Genomic DNA, 17,152 nt, shown 5'->3' on the forward strand with positions numbered 1-17,152 from the left:
CCAGTACTCTAATTAGAAGGGATCAGGTCACAAGTGTGCATACTTCAATGCCTTTCAAAGACATGGCGACGACAAGCAGGGATTCTTTTCCTACCCTTTAGAGAGCATTTGTACCCTAAGGGAGGACGCGATGAGCAAGCCAGTGATAGCCGACAATAAACCGATTAAAGTCGAGTTGACCAAGGATCAGGAGTATTACTTTTGTACCTGTGGCCGTTCTAAAAACCAGCCTTTTTGTGATGGCTCCCATGCAGGGAGCGACTTTAAGCCACAGCGCTGCGTGGCTGAAGAAAGCGGGGATGAGTATCTATGTCGCTGTAAGCACACCTTGAATTCCCCTTTCTGCGATGGCTCACATAAGCAGTTTTCTGACCAACAGGTGGGAAGCGAAGGCCCCGGCGTACAAATTCAAGCTGCGGCTGACCAAGCACCAGCAGCGACGGCCACCGTTGAGGAGCCAACGGTTGAATTTATCCATCAACTGGCCAGAGAGGGGCTGTCTAAACTTGGACATCATGGCCCCATGACCTCAATGGGGGTGCCGCGACACCTACTGCCACACTGGGATGATCTGCAGATCATGGTGGCGCAAATGGCTAAGCAGCCACTGCAAGAAGAGGTCCCGGTTGCGACTGAGCTGATCATCGGCCCTAAGGCCAAGAAGCCACTCAAGCTTGATATACCACTGCTGGTGTCAGACATGAGCTTTGGTTCACTGTCTGAGGAAGCCAAGACCGCGCTTGCCAAAGGCGCTGAACTCGCAGGCACCGGGATCTGTTCGGGTGAAGGCGGGATGTTGCCTGAAGAGCAAGCGGCTAACTCGCGTTATTTCTATGAGCTTGCTAGTGCGGGTTTTGGTTATCACGAGAGTAAGCTCAAGCAAGTGCAAGCCTTCCATTTCAAAGGCGGGCAGGGGGCGAAAACCGGGACGGGTGGTCATTTACCAGGTAATAAAAACATTGGCAAAATCGCCGAGGTGAGAGGCATTGCCGAGGGGACAGCCGCCATTTCACCACCTACGTTCAAAGACTTACACAGCGCAAAAGATTTTCGTGCCTTTGCCGATCGCGTTCGTGAAGTGACTGGCGGGATCCCAATTGGCTTTAAACTTAGTGCCAACCACATTGAAGAGGACATTCAATTCGCCCTAGATGCCAGCGCCGATTACATCATATTAGATGGACGTGGGGGCGGCACGGGGGCAGCGCCTGTGATGTTTCGTGATCACATTAGCGTACCAACCATACCAGCACTGGCTCGGGCGCGTGCTTATCTCGATAAGCAAGGCGTCAGCGGCGAGGTGACGCTAATCATAACCGGAGGCCTGCGTGTGCCAACAGATTTTATCAAGGCTATGGCACTCGGCGCAGATGGCGTCGCTATTTCTAACAGCGCGATGCAATCGATAGGCTGTGTGGCGGCGCGCATGTGTAATACCAATAACTGCCCGGCAGGCATCGCAACGCAAAAGGCTGATTTACGTCAAAGGCTAAACGTCGAGAAATCTTCACAGCAGCTGGCCAACTTCTTTAATGCCTCGGTCGAGCTAATGCAAGTGATGGCCCGAGCATGCGGTCATACTCACCTTAGTCAGTTTAATCACCACGACCTCGCCACTTGGCATCGTGATATGGCTTACCTGTCCGGAGTGCGCTACGCTGGCGTTAAGTCACTGGATTAAATAACACATTGCCTAAACTAGTTAGCTAGGTAGCTAGGTAGCTAGGTAGCTAGGTAACTAGGCAGTAATCACAAAGCTAAATTGAGCGTCGAGATGACCTTCGGGTCTCTCGACCGGCGCGATTTGTAACAGCGCTCGCTCAGAGCCTCCCCACCATTCATTGCCCGTATTGCCTTTGAGATACAGCTGGGTAGTCAGAAGCTCGGTGTTGTCTTGCCAGAGCTTGACGTGGATGTGGGGTGGGCGACGATTATACGGAACGGGATAGATAGTGGTGAAGTGAAATCGCCCATTGGAATCGGTTAGTACTGCGCCAAAACCGCGAAAGGCGGGATCAAAGCGCGCCACATTGGCCTGGCGTGGGTGTTGATAGAACCCTTGGGCATCGCATTGCCAGATCTCGATGCGAATGCCTGACATGGGTTGACCTTGGTTATCAACCACGTCACCGTTAAGTTCAAGTACTTGTCCAAGAATGTGCTGCTTATCAACAATGAGGTTGGATTGAAGAGGGATATCAACCACAGGGTAGAAAGGCCCCTCAGCCTGACTAGGGGTTACCGAGCGTGCCGCGCGAAGGCTAAAGGGCCACATCAAGGCAATTGAGGGGATGAGGATAAAATGTCTGCGTTGCATATTTGCTCTCCTTAGCCAGTGTTGCTCATGCCAGTCTCAGTGTAATCAGCACTTAACTCGTCCGGTGATCAGCTCACGCACCTAGCGTAAGTGTGAATACATCTCATCAAGCGAAACCGATAATCCATTGTCTTTGACAATCCGCACGTGCTCTTTGGTGATCTGGCGAATATCACTCACACCACATGAGTGGGCGATCACCCCTAAGCCGTAATGGATGTATTTATTATAGTTGGCAACGCGCTGCTTTTTGTCCTCGACGTTAAGCCCCTCTTGCAGGCGAGGGTTGTGGGTGGTGATCCCCGTCGGGCAGGTGTCTTTGTTGCATTGCAAGGCCTGAATGCAGCCAAGGGCGAACATATGCCCGCGCGCCGAGGTAATAAAGTCAGCGCCCAGCGCCAATGCCCAAGCGACCTTAGAAGGTGTGATCAGCTTGCCCGACGCAATCAGTTTAATTCGCTCACTAAGGCCAAACTTTTCGCGCAGTGAGGCGACCAAAGGCAAGCTCTCCTTGAGCGGCAGTCCCATGTAGTCCATCAAAGGTTGTGGCGCCGCACCGGTACCACCATCACAGCTGTCAATGGTGATAAAATCTGGTGCACTATCACTGCCGCGGAGATTGATCTCAGCAAACAGCTCGGAAATCCAACTCGATGAGCCAACCACACACTTAAATCCAACTGGCTTGCCCGTTACCTCTCTAACCCGCGCAATCATATCCAGCAGATCACCCACTGAGCGTATTTCCCGGTGCCCATTGGGGCTAATCGAGTCGCTACCTTCTGGGATACCGCGGATTTTAGCAATCTCGGCGGTGACCTTACGCCCAGGCAACATGCCGCCTTTGCCCGGTTTAGCGCCTTGGCTCATCTTAATTTCAAACATTTTTACCTGCTCGTGCGCGGCGACCTCGCGCAACTTGTCATCGTCAAGATTACCATCGCTATCACGCACTCCATATTTCGCGGTGCCGATCTGAAACACAATGTCTGCGCCTCCCTCCAGGTGATAAGGGCTTAAGCCACCCTCACCAGTGTTCATCCAGCATCCAGCGATTTTTGCGCCGTGGGAGAGGGCTAATACCGCGGGCCTTGAAATCGCGCCGTAACTCATGCCGGAAATGTTAAACAGCGATTTGGTCGCATAAGGTATGCGGCAGCCTTGACCAATGACTTGCTCATCGGGGTCAACGGCATCTTCCTCCAGAGTGGGAAACGGGCAATTAAGAAACATCACGGTGCCGCTTTGCTCGAGATTGCGGGTGGAGCCAAACGCGATGGTCCGGTCAACATCCTTGGCAGCTTTATAAACCCAGCTGCGCTCGGCGCGATTAAAGGGCATCTCTTCGCGATCCATGGCAAAAAAATATTGACGAAAAAACTCACCTTGTTTTTCGAAGAAATAACGAAAGCGACCAATCACCGGATAATTACGTCTGATTGTGTGCTTAGTTTGACGCTTGTCGATAAAGTACATGACCACAAGTGCGAGAAGACCAATGCCAATCACAAACAGCAACAGGCTAGACAAAAACTCAAGACTGCTTAGTAGTGCACCACCCATAGTAACCCCTCCTATACCGCATCTATCAGTTGTTCTGTGTAATCGTTCATTTACCTAACCCGAAAGACCCTAAAATAGTTTGAAATCTTTCAGCGGCAATTGGTCAGTGAGCGAACTGCGGCTACGCTTTTAGTAAGCAAAGTCTCTTGGTGACTTTGTTAAATTAGAAGCTTAGTGGATTTTCGACAGGGGGCAGTGATGAAGAGGTTCAAGGCGCAAAATACCTACTTGGGGGTAATTAGGAGATTGGCTCTCTTTTGTCTCATATTGTTTGCTAGTGGTTGTGCTTCTAATAGCCAGAAGCCATCGAATAATCCTGAGCCCGACACCCGTCCACCTTCCGCAGAGGTGATGATCGCTTATGCTCGTTCTCTGATAGGCACTGAGTACCAGTGGGGAGGCAGCAGCCCACTGGGGTTTGATTGTTCGGGCTATATTCAATACGTCTACCGTCATTTCGGCGTTGAGGTACCAAGGACCACCGCCCAGTATGAGTCGCTGTATAAGAATAAAGTGAGTTTGTCACAGGCCCGTGTTGGCGACCTGATCATCTTTACCGGAACCGATTCTCGAGTGCGCAGACCTGGACACGCGGGCATCATCAGCGAGGTATCTGAGGGAGAGCTGCACTTCGTACACAGCTCGTCATCGAAAAAACACTTTGGCGTGACTGAGACCGATTACTATCACAGCGGTTACCCAAAACGCTTCTTAGCCGTGGTTCGTGTTACTTCACTCTAGATAACGCCCATCACCTCTTTGCGCTCAACGGCTAGTTTGAACTGTCACCATCTTGAGTGATGGACAACTTGGCGCGAATAAACTCGCTGTGGTCAACGTATAACAGCTCAGCGGTTTTACGGATCACCGCATCTTCCAGTGGATCAATCTCACCATCGGCATTAGCAACTTGCCACATTGCTTTAATCAACTCAAATCGGGTAGCCTGACTGAGCTCGCGCAGCTGGTTGGTAAACTCGTACAGTGATGCTGAATCTTTCACCGCACTCTCAGCTTGCAGCAAGAGTTCATCTACCTCAGTGGGGGCAAGCTCGAGTAGCGTACCAAGCAAATGCTGCTTGGCGGCCTTTTCCTGTGGGTCAATTTGGTTGTCAGCACCAGCGACCTCAGTGAGCAAGCACGCGATAGCCAGATTGGGGTTGCTCAAAGGCGTCTGTGAGAGGTCTTGCCCGTCGAGCAGATGTTTAAACAGGGAAGTAATAGCGTTAAACATGACACACCTTAATCAATGATCTTTATCACAGTATAGATACGTGCAGATGGGTAAAAGTTCCCAATTTAAGCCCGCCTGATTATCTTAGATTTATTGGACTAGTTATTGGAACTTAAGTGGGTTTACTACCGAATGTGACAATGATCAATAAACGAGTTGTAATTTATCAGTATGGTGTTCTTTAAGTTCAGAATAAAATAATAACGTTGGACTTGGCTAGGTAGCCCCTCAATGATTTGAGGGGCTTATCTTTTGGGGCTAGAAGTGATTAACCTAGCGTCGGCCTTTTGAAAATATCTCTGCCTTTCTTTTCGCCAGCTCACGCATCAGTATTTGGCTGTTGATAAACATTTTTTGTCGTTCCATCGAGAGCTGCAACTGAGAGGTCAGATCATTGACCTTTTCTTCATAGCGCAGGTATTGACTGGACGCCTCGTCGAGAGGTGCCATTTGTTGATACAAGGCGACGATGTCATTAAACAACATCGCCTCAAAGCTTGAGCGCTTGGGGCTTTCGGTTTCCTTCTTTGGCTGGATTTTACCCTCGGCTTTGTCCTTCTCCCAAGAGCGGATCTTGTTTTCGGCCAAGATATCAAATGCGTTCATATAGTTTGCTCGTTGTGACTGATGGGCATATTGCGTGCCAGTATAATCGCCCTTATGTTGGGGTGACTAGTGTAAGAGTGCATGGAGAAATATTTCTATTTGGGTTGTTACGCTTTGTCATATCTTACAGCAAGTCAGTAACCTATTTTAAGCAACGGCCATGGCGCTTCCTAACCATATGATGACAAAACGCTAATCTTGTGATGATGAAGGGTTTGGGGCAGTTGCTAGAATGCGCGCATCGAAAAGATTCAATCGAGGCTATTATGAAAATCAAGACTATCGTTCTGGCAATGACTGCCGTGACTGTACTAAGCGCATGTAAACAAGAAGAGCAAATTGTTGAAGTCGTAGAACCAAAAGAAGCCAACATCACTTTGGTTGAAGCAGTTACTGAGCAAGTAAGTACACCTCATGAGGTTTGCCAAGATGTGGTTGTCACAGAGCAGGTAGCGCCTAAGGATGAGAACAAACTGCTTGGTACGGTGGGCGGTGCAGCAGCAGGTGCAGCACTGGGCAACCAAGTCGGTGGTGGTAAAGGTAAAGTGATGGCGACTGCCGCAGGCACGGTGGCCGGCGCTGTTGCTGGGCGTAAGATCCAAGAGAATGCGCAGCAAAATAACACTACCTCGCATGTCGAGACAGAGTGTACGACGGAATATACCACATCGAGCCAAGTGGTTGGTTATGATGTTACCTATGAAGTGATGGGTACGCCTCTAACCGTGCGTCTAAATAACAAGCCAGAGGGTAACTCTTTCCCTATCGAAGATGGTAACGTGATTCTACCTGAATAATCGAATTACTGGTTTATCGACGACCGCCGTGCCTTAAGGCGCGGCGGTCGTCGTTTTGATGGGTGTAAGCCTTAATTAATCAGGCCAAAAGCGCGAGGAAGCGCTAGGCTGATCTCAGGGACGAAGGTGATCAGTACAAGGGTGACAATCAAGATGGCACAGAAGGGTAGGACAGAGCGGATCACGCTCTCAATCCGGGCCCCACTGACGCTACAGCCGACAAAAAGCGCGGTCCCAACGGGTGGGGTGGCGATGCCAATACACAAGTTGAAGATGATCATCATGGCGAAATGAACCGGGTGCATGCCCAGTTGAGTTGCGATGGGCATAAAGATAGGGGTAAAGATCAATACTGCGGGCGTGAGATCCATAAACATCCCAACAATCAGCAATATCAGGTTCATCAGAATGAAAATAATGATCGGGTTATCTGAAATGGAGAGCATCCATTCACTGATCATGTTTGGCAAGCCTGTAAATGCCATTGCCCAAGACATGATGGTTGATGCCCCAATCAAAAACAGCATGATTCCGGTGATTTCTGCAGTTTCAACGCAGATCGTTCGCAGCTCTTTGATACCCAAGGTGCGATAACACAGGGACAAAAAGAACGCGTAGAGTACCGCAATACATGCCCCTTCAGTTGCCGTGAAAATCCCGCCGATGATGCCACCGATTACCACGATGACAAGCCCGAGGCTTGGTAGTGCGCGCCACGTTGTATTCAAAACCTGGCGAGCGTTGTAGGGCTCAGAGACGGTTTTATAGCCTTTTCGCTTGGCAATCAGGTAGGCCACAATCATACAGCTCAGTCCCATCAGAATACCTGGAACATAGCCAGCAATGAACAGAGCCGCAATAGACGTGCCGCCACTGACAACTGAAAAGACAATCAGGGAGTTGCTCGGCGGGATCAGCAGTCCAGCAGGGCAGGAAGCCACGTTGACCGAGGTCGAGAATGACTTGTCATAACCCTCTTTCTCCAGTTCGGGCTCAAGAGTCTTACCCACTGCTGCAGCGGCGGCAACGGCGGAGCCAGACACTGAGCCGAACAACATATTCGCCAGCACATTCACATGGGCCAAAGAGCCGGGGAGGCGACCAACCAGCAGTTTGGCAAACTCAACCAGACGATTAGCAATCCCGCCTCGGTTCATAATATTACCAGCTAGGATAAAGAACGGGATGGCCAACAAGCTAAAGCTGTCGATGCCGGTGACAATTTTTTGCCCGGCGGTCATGAAAGCCACATCATTGGGTAGGATGGTACACATAATGATCAGCGATGACATCGCAATCGCGATGGCAATTGGGATACTCAAGCTGATCATGAGCATAAATAGGCACAGTAGCCAGAAACCAATCGAGATATCCATAGTTCTATCCTTGTTCTACAGAGTGTTCACTGCTCGTGGCAGAAGGCTTGCTCACGAACATTTCTAGCGTATTGAGTGTCAGATAAATCAACATAATGGTTCCCGATAAGGGCAGGATGAAATACACATACGCCATGGGAATTTGCAGAGCAGGCGAGGTCTGCAACATGGTGCGACTAATGAGTTGCATCCCGCCCTTAATCATCGCCAAATAGATAAAGCTAAATGAGACGAGGTGGATCAATAGGTGGCAATAGTTGCGGATTTTCTTATGCACTGAGCCGATAAAGAGCGTAATGGCCAGGTGACCATTTTTTCCGAACAGGTAGCTTGCACCAAAAAGTCCAAACCAAATCATGGTGTAACGCGCCAACTCATCGGTAAACGAACTGGGGTCATTAAGGACATAGCGACTGAAGACTTGCCACGTGACAGTGACGACCAACACAATGATGGCAATGCCGCACAGCGACAGAATTGTGCGGTCGAGTAACACTCTGACACGCTGAAATAGCGATTGCATTGAGACTCCTTAATACAATAACACAATAAAAAGGGCCCCTGGGTAGTAAGGGGCCAAATGAACACAAGGTGAAATTACATGCCTTTGATTTCTTCGATGTAGTAGCTTAATTGGGGATCTTGCTTAGCATCATCGAGCATTGGGCGAACTTTCTCGCGGAACAGCGCCTTATCTACCTCGACAAAAGTGACGTCGAGCGATTTAGCTAACTGCATATTCTTATTATCGATCTCTGCCCATATTTTGATCTCTTCTTCCATAGATTCCGCCGCTGCTTGTTTGACGATATCTTGTTGTTCTGGGGTCAGCCCTTTCCAAGTTACCTCAGAGATCATGATTAAATCAGGTGTCATCATATGCTCATTCATGGAGTAATACTTGGCGACCTCAGAGTGCTTCATCTCGACCAAGCTCGAGATATTGTTCTCTGCCGCATCAATCACCCCTTGTTGCAGCGCGGTATAAACCTCAGTGAAGGGCACTGGCGTGGCTCTTGCGCCAAGCAAACGCACCATCTCCATCATGGTTGGCGATTCAGGGACACGAATTTTTAACCCCGCTAAGTCTTCAGGTGTTTTGATCGGTTTTGAGCTGTAGAAGCTACGTGAGCCTGAATCGTAGAGGGTCAAGCCGATAAAGCCTTTGCCTTCGCTTGAGTAAAGGAGTTTTTCTGCTGCTTCACTGCGCATAAAGGTGTGCATGTGGTCGGCGTCGCGAAACAAAAAGGGGATTGAAATCGCCTTGTAGGTTGGCTCAAAAGACTCGGCCAGTGAGCCATTGATCTTCGCCATATCGATAGCGCCAGTGACAACCTGCTCAGCTTGGTCACGTTCAGAGCCAAGCATGCCATTGGGGAAAATCCTTACGCTCATCTCGCCGTTGGATTTCTCTTTGACCTTTTCGGCAAATATCTCCATGCCAGCGTGAGCGGCGCTTTCAAGGTTCATGGCATGGCCTAGCGTAAGGGTTTTTGCTTGGGCGCCAAATGCCATCATTATCGACGCAGCAGCTAAGGTCAGTAGTCTAGATTTCATAATAGTGTCCTTTATTATTCGTTGTGTTATCCAGTTGAGCACATTGGGGAATCACAAAACCCGAGCGGTTAATTCATCATTATGTTTGCGTGTGAAATTTGCGCTAACTAGGGTGATGCATGCACTTGTGGTTCAACTTGAGTATTAAATGTCCTAATTTGTAATACAATGTGACAATAACGCATATGTGTTCAAGCACACATAAAGTGGCGACATAATGAGCAGATATGTGAGGTGTTTCTCTCGAACCGGACAATTTGTGATGTTAATTCATGGTGAATTAATGATTAGGTAGATGTTTTTACTAGTGAGTGGGCTAATGCGTGCGGCGTAAGGATAGAACGAGCGTATATCGGGTCTTGATGGCAAGAGGCGTGCAAGTGAAGGGAAAGCGCAACTACGGTCTCAACCCCCATAGAAATAGCCATGGAGCACAGCAGTGACAAGGAGATTGCGCTTAGGATGAGCTAATCTATATATCAGTTACTTTCCGGTGATTTTTATCGTGACCACTCGAGCCTTAGGCTCGTGAGGTTGCTCCTCGGCAAGCATTTGCAATTGATAAGTTGATTGCATGTGCTCTTTGGCAATCCCGTGCTGATCTAAATAATTAACCACTTGATCGGCGCGTTTTTGCGCAAGTGCTTGGTTATGTTCAACGTAACGAGAGTATGAGTCTGCACCGCCGATAATCTCAATTTGATACTGGTCCATTTTACCTATCTTCTCGACGATATTGTCGAATTGGCTCAGCATCTGAGGGTTAAATGCTACAGAGTCGTAGTCGAACTCTCCGCTGGTGAAATCAATTTTGAAAATGGTCGGCGCTGGCTTAGGTGCTGTCACTGGTACCTTTTTCTCAGCAGTGAAGACTTGAGCCTCAACCTGAGCAGGCTCTATCGAGTGTCGACTGGTTTTTGATTGAGGGAAGTTAATTACCAGCGACAGTAGCCACTGGTCGAGGTTTTTACTGACTTTTTTTTGGTAGGTCGGACTTTGATAGTCGAAATCTAAGATTTGCTCATAATTAAGCTGAAACTGAACGTGCTCATTGACGTAATAATCTGCGCCCACAGTTAGTAATGGACTGACTGAGTTGGTATCTCCTCCGGAGTTCAGCAGCGCAGAATCCATTGATGAGCGATAAAAATAGGCACCTGCGCCAGCGTTCAATCCAATATCACGCCAGCGAACAATAGGCACTCGACCGACCAAGTCGACACCATCGGCTTTAAAATCATCGCCATCTCGGTAGCCGCGATAGCCGAGTTCAGCGGAGACGCCGCCAAAGTGCTTACCTGCACCAAAACGCAATGCAGTGATGGAGTTGTCATCAAAGTAGCGATCGCGGGAGATCTCGGCTTGTCCGCCGCCCCCAAACAGATAGAAGCCGGACAAATCGAAGTCGGAACTCAATTCATCTGCACTGGCAAGCGAAGCGCAGACGGCGCCGGGCACAATTAAAGACAAACGGGCAAACTGACGAAAATGGTTATGTATTTTCATTTATCTTTCCTTTATAAGTAAGAAATTGAATAGACCAACAGCCCCTCAAAGGGACCGGGTTGGACGGGGGTAGAATCGGTGGAGTAGAGCGTGGCTTGATAGCGTTGCACATCTCTTGGGCCAACGACTTCGAAGCCCTGGCCAATCGGCTCGTTGAGCGTGACTGGATTGCTTTGATCATCGCTTAACTTGATGCCAATGCCCTCGATTCGCTCTCCAGCGCGATTGTAAAGGGGTACATATTCGTTGTTAGTGTGGTCACGAATGTTCTGAAAAACGCCGCGAACTTTGACACTAGGACAGTCACCACTGGCGTACTCGGTATTGGTAAGATTGATTTGCAAAGGCTGCGTGATACCGCGTGAAACCCTGTCGGTGGTGACTCTGCCATAGTTGACTTGATTACCATCCAGTCCAAGCTCAACCGTACAGCGAGTCGGTTTGAGTGCATCCATGTTCTGGATTACGGTGTAAAAGTTGGCGTAGGCGACGTTGTAGCCCATCTCGCCATCGAGCTGAAAAATACCAACCGGTTGGCTATAACCGGTGAAGGTTCCAGGGCCTTTGACGATGATGGGGTAATACTCCAATTTCACCGTCGTACTTGTCGCACTCTCACATTTTTTATTGGACTCATTGTTATAACAACCACGCAGATGAATACCGTCTAAGCGAACCGTATTCGAGCCATAATAAGCGGTGTTGTTATAGACAAACCCAACCTTAATCCCCGGTATTGAGGGAATTGCCTGACTTTCGCTAGTACCGGGATAGAAATAGATGTTCTCACTAAGCGTGCGTAACTCTGGATAGTTGGTGGCATCTTTATAGCAAGTTACATCGACAACGGTTGAGTGACCTCGCCAGATCACTTGTCCCTCTGGGGCGTTATCTGGCACGGAGACTGAAGAGTCAAGGAAATACTGGCTGGCGCCCCCTGGCCCCCGGCCACCAAAGACCCCGCCATGATCCTTGCTATAGCAGGCGACGGCAAGCACCTCTGAGCTGAAAACAACCAATCCCCACATAAGGATAAGTAAGCCCCATGGTCTCATCGCTTACCTCGCACTGTTAGCAAACGAGCAGGCGTCGAGTTTGCAAGCATATCGGTTGGTGACGGTCGCGCCATAGTCGTTGATAAACGCAATTTGATAACTATTGTCTTGCGGAAGTTGAACCTCGATTTGTGAATACGGCTCAATCATCGCCGACTGAAACTCTTCCACCTGCTCGCCGTTATTTTGCATAATTGACAGGACAGTCACGTGAAAAGGGGTGTCATTGACGAGCTGATGCCCTTGTTGATAACGCTGGATGGAGAGACCATTTGCCACGGTGAGATCAACCTCTTTGATGCGACTGACAATAGCAGGGCGATAAAACAGCTTGATCACAGATTCAAAGGCTAACTGAATGGTGCCGGCGGCGTTGAGGTTGTTTTTTGGTGACTCTTTACGTTTGGCAACAGGTGGGATCTCCCTGAGGTGAAAATAAAACACACTCTCTCTGTCGTCAGGCAGCGCATTGGCATTACGCAAATTTTGAATTCGAATCGCGGCGTAATCGTGCGCTTCAACTCGCGTCACGGGAGGGACAACCATGAAAGGCATCTGCTCGGGATCGCCATCTTGGTCAATGTGTGCCTGTGATGCAATCCACGATTGGGCAAGAAAGGGGGTATCGACTGGGTTGTTGACCCTTAATACCTCGAGATCACTAGATTGGTTAAAGATGATGCGGGTTCGATCCAGCGCAAGCGCCGCATGACTGTGCGGAGTAAATGAGATGGCTAGGACGATGCTGAGTAGACGATATAATTTCATTAAAAGTAACTCCTGGAACTAATGACAAAGAACATCACGAATAGGGGTGTGATCGGTTAATACACTGCTTGAGATTTCGATCTGGCAAGAGTGTGAGTCTCCCCAAATGGCATGAAGTTGGGACTCACGGTGAACGCCCGTGAGATACACCAAGTGGTGATTACCCACGATGCCAACCTCATCAAGGCTCTCTAAATCAACCACGCTGGTACCGAATGGAATTTGGTGTTCACCATTGAGCCTAGCGACAAAGTTTTCTCCAAGCCGTGCCCGGATCTTTGTGTAGCCGATGGCTCCCTCGGTGAGTACCAAGCGATTGATGGTATCGAGCACCTCAATATCAGCAGGTAAGTGCTTGTAATCTATTGAAGCGTTGGTGCTTTGGTAAGGAATGACACCATTGATTAAGGCCAGCCCAAATCGATTCGATTTTTCTCGGCTGGTACCATTGATGGTGACGTTCGGGATCAAGGTATCGACTAATAACTTAGTATCACCAAAGGTTTGGTTGCTATAACTCGGCCCATACTGGGTCAACACCGCCGAGCCTGATGCGCTGGCGGAAACATAACTCGAGCGCTGTGTTTGATGGCCGCCACTGAGAGAAAAATTCCAGTAGGGGTGTTCTTGATGATAGGCCGCGCTAACACCGACGCCTTGGCCTTCAATCGTGTCAAAACCGAGTCGGTAATTACTATACTCAACGCTGTCATGACCCATGTAGGCGATACTCTGTACATAACGGCCATCATTTTGCCGATAATCAAAATTGACCGTATCTGAGTTGCCAAGAGGGATTGATAAGCCAATCGAAAAGCCTTGGCTATCGGTGCGCCTTAAACGCAGGCCATCTTGATAGTTGTAATCGTAGAGCTTGTTGGTGGCACTATACACATTCGCATTGAGATAGAGCTGCAGCCCTTTGAGCTGCACCGGCTTGGTGAGTGAGAGATCCAATCGCTGGGAGGCGCGCTCGGAAGACCAATACGTCTCCTTATTGTATGAGAGGAAAATCCCGACATCCTTGATCCGCTGTGTCAGGGTCAGGGTTTGTAGCCCCTTGCGATTTGAATTGAGTCGATCGACAACGGGGTTATAGTCGATATGACTCTGTTTGATATGGTCGGTGAAATCACGATAGCCGCGGCTACTATAACGATAGCCTGCGACCCTTACCCCCAAGCCAAAGTGATTTAAGTGTTGATTGTAAACCACACCATAGCTCTGTCCGGTCACCTCGCCCTCGCGATCGGTCACCGACCTTGAATGGTTGATGTCCAGAGATAGTGCGCCATATTCATAGAGGTTGAACCCACTACCCAATGAGCCGATTTGATAGTTATCGGCCAGCAAGCTGGCGGTGAACAATGACACATGGTTGTTGATCCCATAGGCAGCCTCAGCCGAGGCAAAACCATATTGCTCTTGGGCGTAATCCGCGTCGGTCTGACCAAACGCGAGGTTATAGCGCCAGTGCTTGGGACGAGTAAGGTACTGCACCGAGGCATCGGTCACTGAGAAGCTCTCGATTTGACCATCGGCTGTTTTCACTTCAACATCGATGCGCCCCACTGAGGTATGGGGCAGGTCGTCAATCACATAGGGACCCGCGTTAACATTGATCACCTGCAGAATTCGCCCATCTTGTGACAGGGTAATGATGGCATCTGACTCGACACTCCCGGAGATGACGGGTGAATAGCCGCGTAAATAGGCCGGGAGCATCGCGTCATCGCTGTGCAACTTAAGTCCGTTCATGCGAAATGAGGGATAGATGTTGGAGCTGAGTTGCAAATTGCCAACACTGAGCCGTGAGCCAAGCGTGCGCAGTGGCATGTAGGCATAATAGGAGGTGAGGTCGACGCTGTTTTGCTCGCCAATGTATTGATAGTTACTGCGAAGACGAACGGGCCCTAAATTAGCGCCTATTAAGCCATGGGTGACAAAGTGTTGATCCCAAGTCGTATTATAATCACTTCTTGAGGCATAATAATTTAGGTAATAGTCGCTAAAAATACCGGGAATACCATCATCCCAAAGTTCAGGGTCAACAAACCCTTGTCGATAAGAGCGAGCAAGGTGTTGTTGTGGGACGAAGATATCAACCCGCCCCTTATTGAGACTTGCCTCTAATTTGACAAAGGGTATGTCAGTGATGTTATAGCAGTCATCGCCGGAAATTATCGTGTTGTGATACATCGCATAAGTGTCACGATTTATTGGTATGGCATCTAGTAAATCTTGTGTAAAGCAAACTTCGGAGTTTTTTATTTGTAATTTATCATCAGTTAGAAATGCTTGATTAAAGTAGATGTCAAAATGGTAGCTCCCATCTTCAATGAAGTTAGGATTACGGAACGCCTCAAGATCGATAGACATATTTGAGTTAATAAAATGGCTATTGAATTCTTCACAAGATACTTGGTATGAAAATAGCAAAGCTAATATGAAAAGAATCAATAGCACGTTACATCCTTAAATAAGTATTTAACTAACAGTGTGTAAGCTAAAGCTGTGAGCGTTATACCTAATACATCTCATAGTGCTGGATAGTAAATTAACAGTGTCTTTTATCGCCCTTTTGGCGTTCAACAAATATAGCGAGTTACAGGTACTCGACACGAAGTAGTGCCCAAGACTCAGCACTACCCGCTTTTACCGTTTCAGAAGTCGATTCATAAGCAGCGGAGAAGTACATGATATTTGTGCCATCCACTAGGCTTATACTGCTGGTCGCGGTCCCATTATCGATAGGGTTACCGCCGTGTAGGATACGAACACCAATCCCTTCTGCACCGCCCTCTACGCCAAATAGCTCTGGCTTATCAGGTGCAGGGTTGGAGTGAAAGGTAAATGTCGCGTTTTCATAGGTCTCGGTGTTACAGTCAGTCAGTTTGATCCCAAAAGCGACAGGGGTAGTGCGAGTACCTACTGAAGTGAATAGGTGTGCGGGGTGCTGGCCGAGTTGTACGGTTTGATCCATGCTCTCCGGTGCAAGACCACAGGCAGCGCTGACGATTTCGCCCTTAAAGTTGACTTGAGTCTCGTTATAGTCATTAGCCATAACAGCTGCGCTAAGTAGCGAAACTGCTGAGATAGCAACTGATATTTTAGTTTTTTTAAGCATAATTATTCTCTGTTATAAAACGTATGGTTGTTGAGTTAATTGAAACTTAAATAATTACAAAATAGTAATTATCTGACGTTGAAAATATGCGCTTGCTGATTTTTAAAACACTAAAAATCACAGCGAGTGAATTGTTAACCAATCTGTGAAGTGAATCAAAATAGTAACCTATTAACTTTGGTTATACATGACGTAGGCAGGGTTAGAGTAAAGATTCAATTGCAGTGAATTGGTCTAGTACGATATGGTTGATAGTCGGAATAAGGCTGGTAAATAGAGGGTGATTTATGTTGAGTATAGAGTCTATAAATACATTTGTCACTGCGGCGGAGAGTAAATCATTTAGTGCGGCTGCAAAGAAAATTGGCTGCTCACAAGCGGCGGTTAGCACGACCATACACAATCTGGAAATTGATTTAAATACCACGTTATTTGATCGCTCGAATAAATACCCACTGTTAACTCTCAGTGGTAAACAGCTTCTAAGTCATGCGCGTGAGATGCTTGGTGTCTATAATGACTTTGTGTTTAGAACCACCAATATTGATAAAAATGCCATGAGTGATGTGGTGATTGGAATCGACCCAACGTTGCAGTTTGGGGCGTTTATGAACGGCGTGAATGACTTCCTTTTCTTGCACAAAGGTATGCACGCAAGCATTATCCAGCGTGGCTCTGGTGAGTTGATCAATTTACTGACTCAAGGTGAGCTTGATATTGCGATCGGCGTATTCCAATCTGAAGAAATTGACAACGCCATACAAATCAAACTTGGTTCGATACAGGGAGAGTGGGTCGCTAACCCAAAGTTCTTCGAGGTGGATCAATTACTGCTGCATAGCAAGCTCGCTACTACGACGTTAATGACACCAGCGAATATCAACGAAAGCCACCTTCAAGAGTTGCAATATTGCCAGCGTCACATCGAGGTTGAGTCAATGAACAGCCTAGTGACTTTTGCGACGCAAGGACTTGGGGTTGCGTATATGCCCAGTGACCTGGCCAAGTCTTGGATAGAGCAGGGGACGCTAATTAAGGTTTTCTCGTTTGTTAACCGTGAGAATCACGACCGCTGGACGGTAAGTCTGGCCGTAGATTTAGCGCATATCGCCAAGGCACCGATTGTTGATCTTTTCCGTGCCTATGCAGTCGATTTCGAAAAAACCTATCCGCTGAACTTATTGCAATGGGAACACAACGAATAGGGGGCGGGGTTCGGGTTTCACTTCGTTCCGAGGGGCGAGTA

Annotated in this window: 16 protein-coding genes; 4 read left to right on the forward strand and 12 right to left on the reverse strand. The window is 48.3% G+C overall.

Annotated features, from left to right (window positions below; all coding sequences use genetic code 11):
- The first annotated feature begins 130 nt into the window (after window positions 1-130).
- Window positions 131-1,681, forward strand: a complete 1,551-nt coding sequence (locus tag ACSTTG_RS13580; RefSeq protein ID WP_438475190.1) for a glutamate synthase-related protein — start codon at window positions 131-133, stop codon at window positions 1,679-1,681.
- Between the two features lie 57 nt (window positions 1,682-1,738).
- Here the strand turns inward: ACSTTG_RS13580 and ACSTTG_RS13585 are convergent, their stop codons facing one another.
- Entirely contained in the window at window positions 1,739-2,317 is a 579-nt protein-coding gene (locus tag ACSTTG_RS13585) for a dioxygenase family protein (RefSeq protein WP_438475191.1), read from the reverse strand.
- Between the two features lie 81 nt (window positions 2,318-2,398).
- Window positions 2,399-3,880, reverse strand: a complete 1,482-nt coding sequence (locus ACSTTG_RS13590) for an FMN-binding glutamate synthase family protein (RefSeq protein ID WP_438459483.1) — start codon at window positions 3,878-3,880, stop codon at window positions 2,399-2,401.
- 351 nt (window positions 3,881-4,231) lie between these two features.
- On the opposite strand from ACSTTG_RS13590, the gene ACSTTG_RS13595 reads away from it, so the two are divergent.
- On the forward strand, window positions 4,232-4,621 hold the full coding sequence (locus ACSTTG_RS13595) for a C40 family peptidase (protein ID WP_438475192.1): 390 nt from the start codon (window positions 4,232-4,234) through the stop codon (window positions 4,619-4,621).
- 31 nt (window positions 4,622-4,652) lie between these two features.
- Here ACSTTG_RS13595 and ACSTTG_RS13600 read toward each other — a convergent pair whose 3' ends face one another.
- Together ACSTTG_RS13600 and ACSTTG_RS13605 are read right to left on the reverse strand one after the other, a co-directional pair.
- Window positions 4,653-5,114 (reverse strand): tellurite resistance TerB family protein, encoded by a 462-nt coding sequence (locus ACSTTG_RS13600; RefSeq protein ID WP_438475193.1) that lies wholly within the window; start codon window positions 5,112-5,114, stop codon window positions 4,653-4,655.
- Window positions 5,115-5,387: 273 nt separating this feature from the next.
- On the reverse strand, window positions 5,388-5,720 hold the full coding sequence (locus ACSTTG_RS13605) for a hypothetical protein (protein WP_438475194.1): 333 nt from the start codon (window positions 5,718-5,720) through the stop codon (window positions 5,388-5,390).
- Window positions 5,721-5,986: 266 nt separating this feature from the next.
- Between ACSTTG_RS13605 and ACSTTG_RS13610 the strand changes: the two genes are divergently transcribed.
- Window positions 5,987-6,517 (forward strand): glycine zipper 2TM domain-containing protein, encoded by a 531-nt coding sequence (locus ACSTTG_RS13610; protein WP_438475195.1) that lies wholly within the window; start codon window positions 5,987-5,989, stop codon window positions 6,515-6,517.
- 71 nt (window positions 6,518-6,588) lie between these two features.
- Here ACSTTG_RS13610 and ACSTTG_RS13615 read toward each other — a convergent pair whose 3' ends face one another.
- The 8 genes from ACSTTG_RS13615 to ACSTTG_RS13650 all read right to left on the reverse strand — a co-directional run bounded on the left by ACSTTG_RS13615 (window position 6,589) and on the right by ACSTTG_RS13650 (window position 15,906).
- The gene (locus ACSTTG_RS13615) at window positions 6,589-7,893 is read right to left on the reverse strand and encodes a TRAP transporter large permease (protein WP_438459478.1); all 1,305 of its coding nucleotides are present in this window, start codon (window positions 7,891-7,893) and stop codon (window positions 6,589-6,591) included.
- Window positions 7,894-7,897: 4 nt separating this feature from the next.
- Window positions 7,898-8,416, reverse strand: coding sequence for a TRAP transporter small permease (locus ACSTTG_RS13620; protein WP_438475196.1), 519 nt, complete (start codon window positions 8,414-8,416; stop codon window positions 7,898-7,900).
- 74 nt (window positions 8,417-8,490) lie between these two features.
- Window positions 8,491-9,450 carry a TRAP transporter substrate-binding protein gene (locus ACSTTG_RS13625; RefSeq protein WP_438475197.1) on the reverse strand — a complete coding sequence of 320 codons (960 nt, stop codon included), beginning with the start codon at window positions 9,448-9,450 and terminating at the stop codon, window positions 8,491-8,493.
- A gap of 483 nt (window positions 9,451-9,933) precedes the next feature.
- Window positions 9,934-10,956 carry an OmpA family protein gene (locus ACSTTG_RS13630; RefSeq protein ID WP_438459475.1) on the reverse strand — a complete coding sequence of 341 codons (1,023 nt, stop codon included), beginning with the start codon at window positions 10,954-10,956 and terminating at the stop codon, window positions 9,934-9,936.
- 11 nt (window positions 10,957-10,967) lie between these two features.
- Window positions 10,968-12,011 (reverse strand): fimbrial protein, encoded by a 1,044-nt coding sequence (locus tag ACSTTG_RS13635; RefSeq protein WP_438475198.1) that lies wholly within the window; start codon window positions 12,009-12,011, stop codon window positions 10,968-10,970.
- A gap of 3 nt (window positions 12,012-12,014) precedes the next feature.
- Window positions 12,015-12,779, reverse strand: a complete 765-nt coding sequence (locus ACSTTG_RS13640) for a fimbrial biogenesis chaperone (RefSeq protein ID WP_438475199.1) — start codon at window positions 12,777-12,779, stop codon at window positions 12,015-12,017.
- Between the two features lie 18 nt (window positions 12,780-12,797).
- Window positions 12,798-15,245 carry a fimbria/pilus outer membrane usher protein gene (locus ACSTTG_RS13645; RefSeq protein WP_438475200.1) on the reverse strand — a complete coding sequence of 816 codons (2,448 nt, stop codon included), beginning with the start codon at window positions 15,243-15,245 and terminating at the stop codon, window positions 12,798-12,800.
- A 139-nt stretch (window positions 15,246-15,384) separates the two neighbouring features.
- Entirely contained in the window at window positions 15,385-15,906 is a 522-nt protein-coding gene (locus ACSTTG_RS13650) for a fimbrial protein (RefSeq protein ID WP_438459471.1), read from the reverse strand.
- A gap of 287 nt (window positions 15,907-16,193) precedes the next feature.
- Here ACSTTG_RS13650 and ACSTTG_RS13655 point away from each other — a divergent pair, with 287 nt between their 5' ends.
- Window positions 16,194-17,111, forward strand: coding sequence for a LysR family transcriptional regulator (locus tag ACSTTG_RS13655; RefSeq protein WP_438475201.1), 918 nt, complete (start codon window positions 16,194-16,196; stop codon window positions 17,109-17,111).
- The last annotated feature ends 41 nt before the right edge of the window (window positions 17,112-17,152 follow it).

It is taken from the genome of Vibrio glycogenivorans (assembly GCF_051660965.1).
Taxonomy (GTDB): domain Bacteria; phylum Pseudomonadota; class Gammaproteobacteria; order Enterobacterales; family Vibrionaceae; genus Vibrio.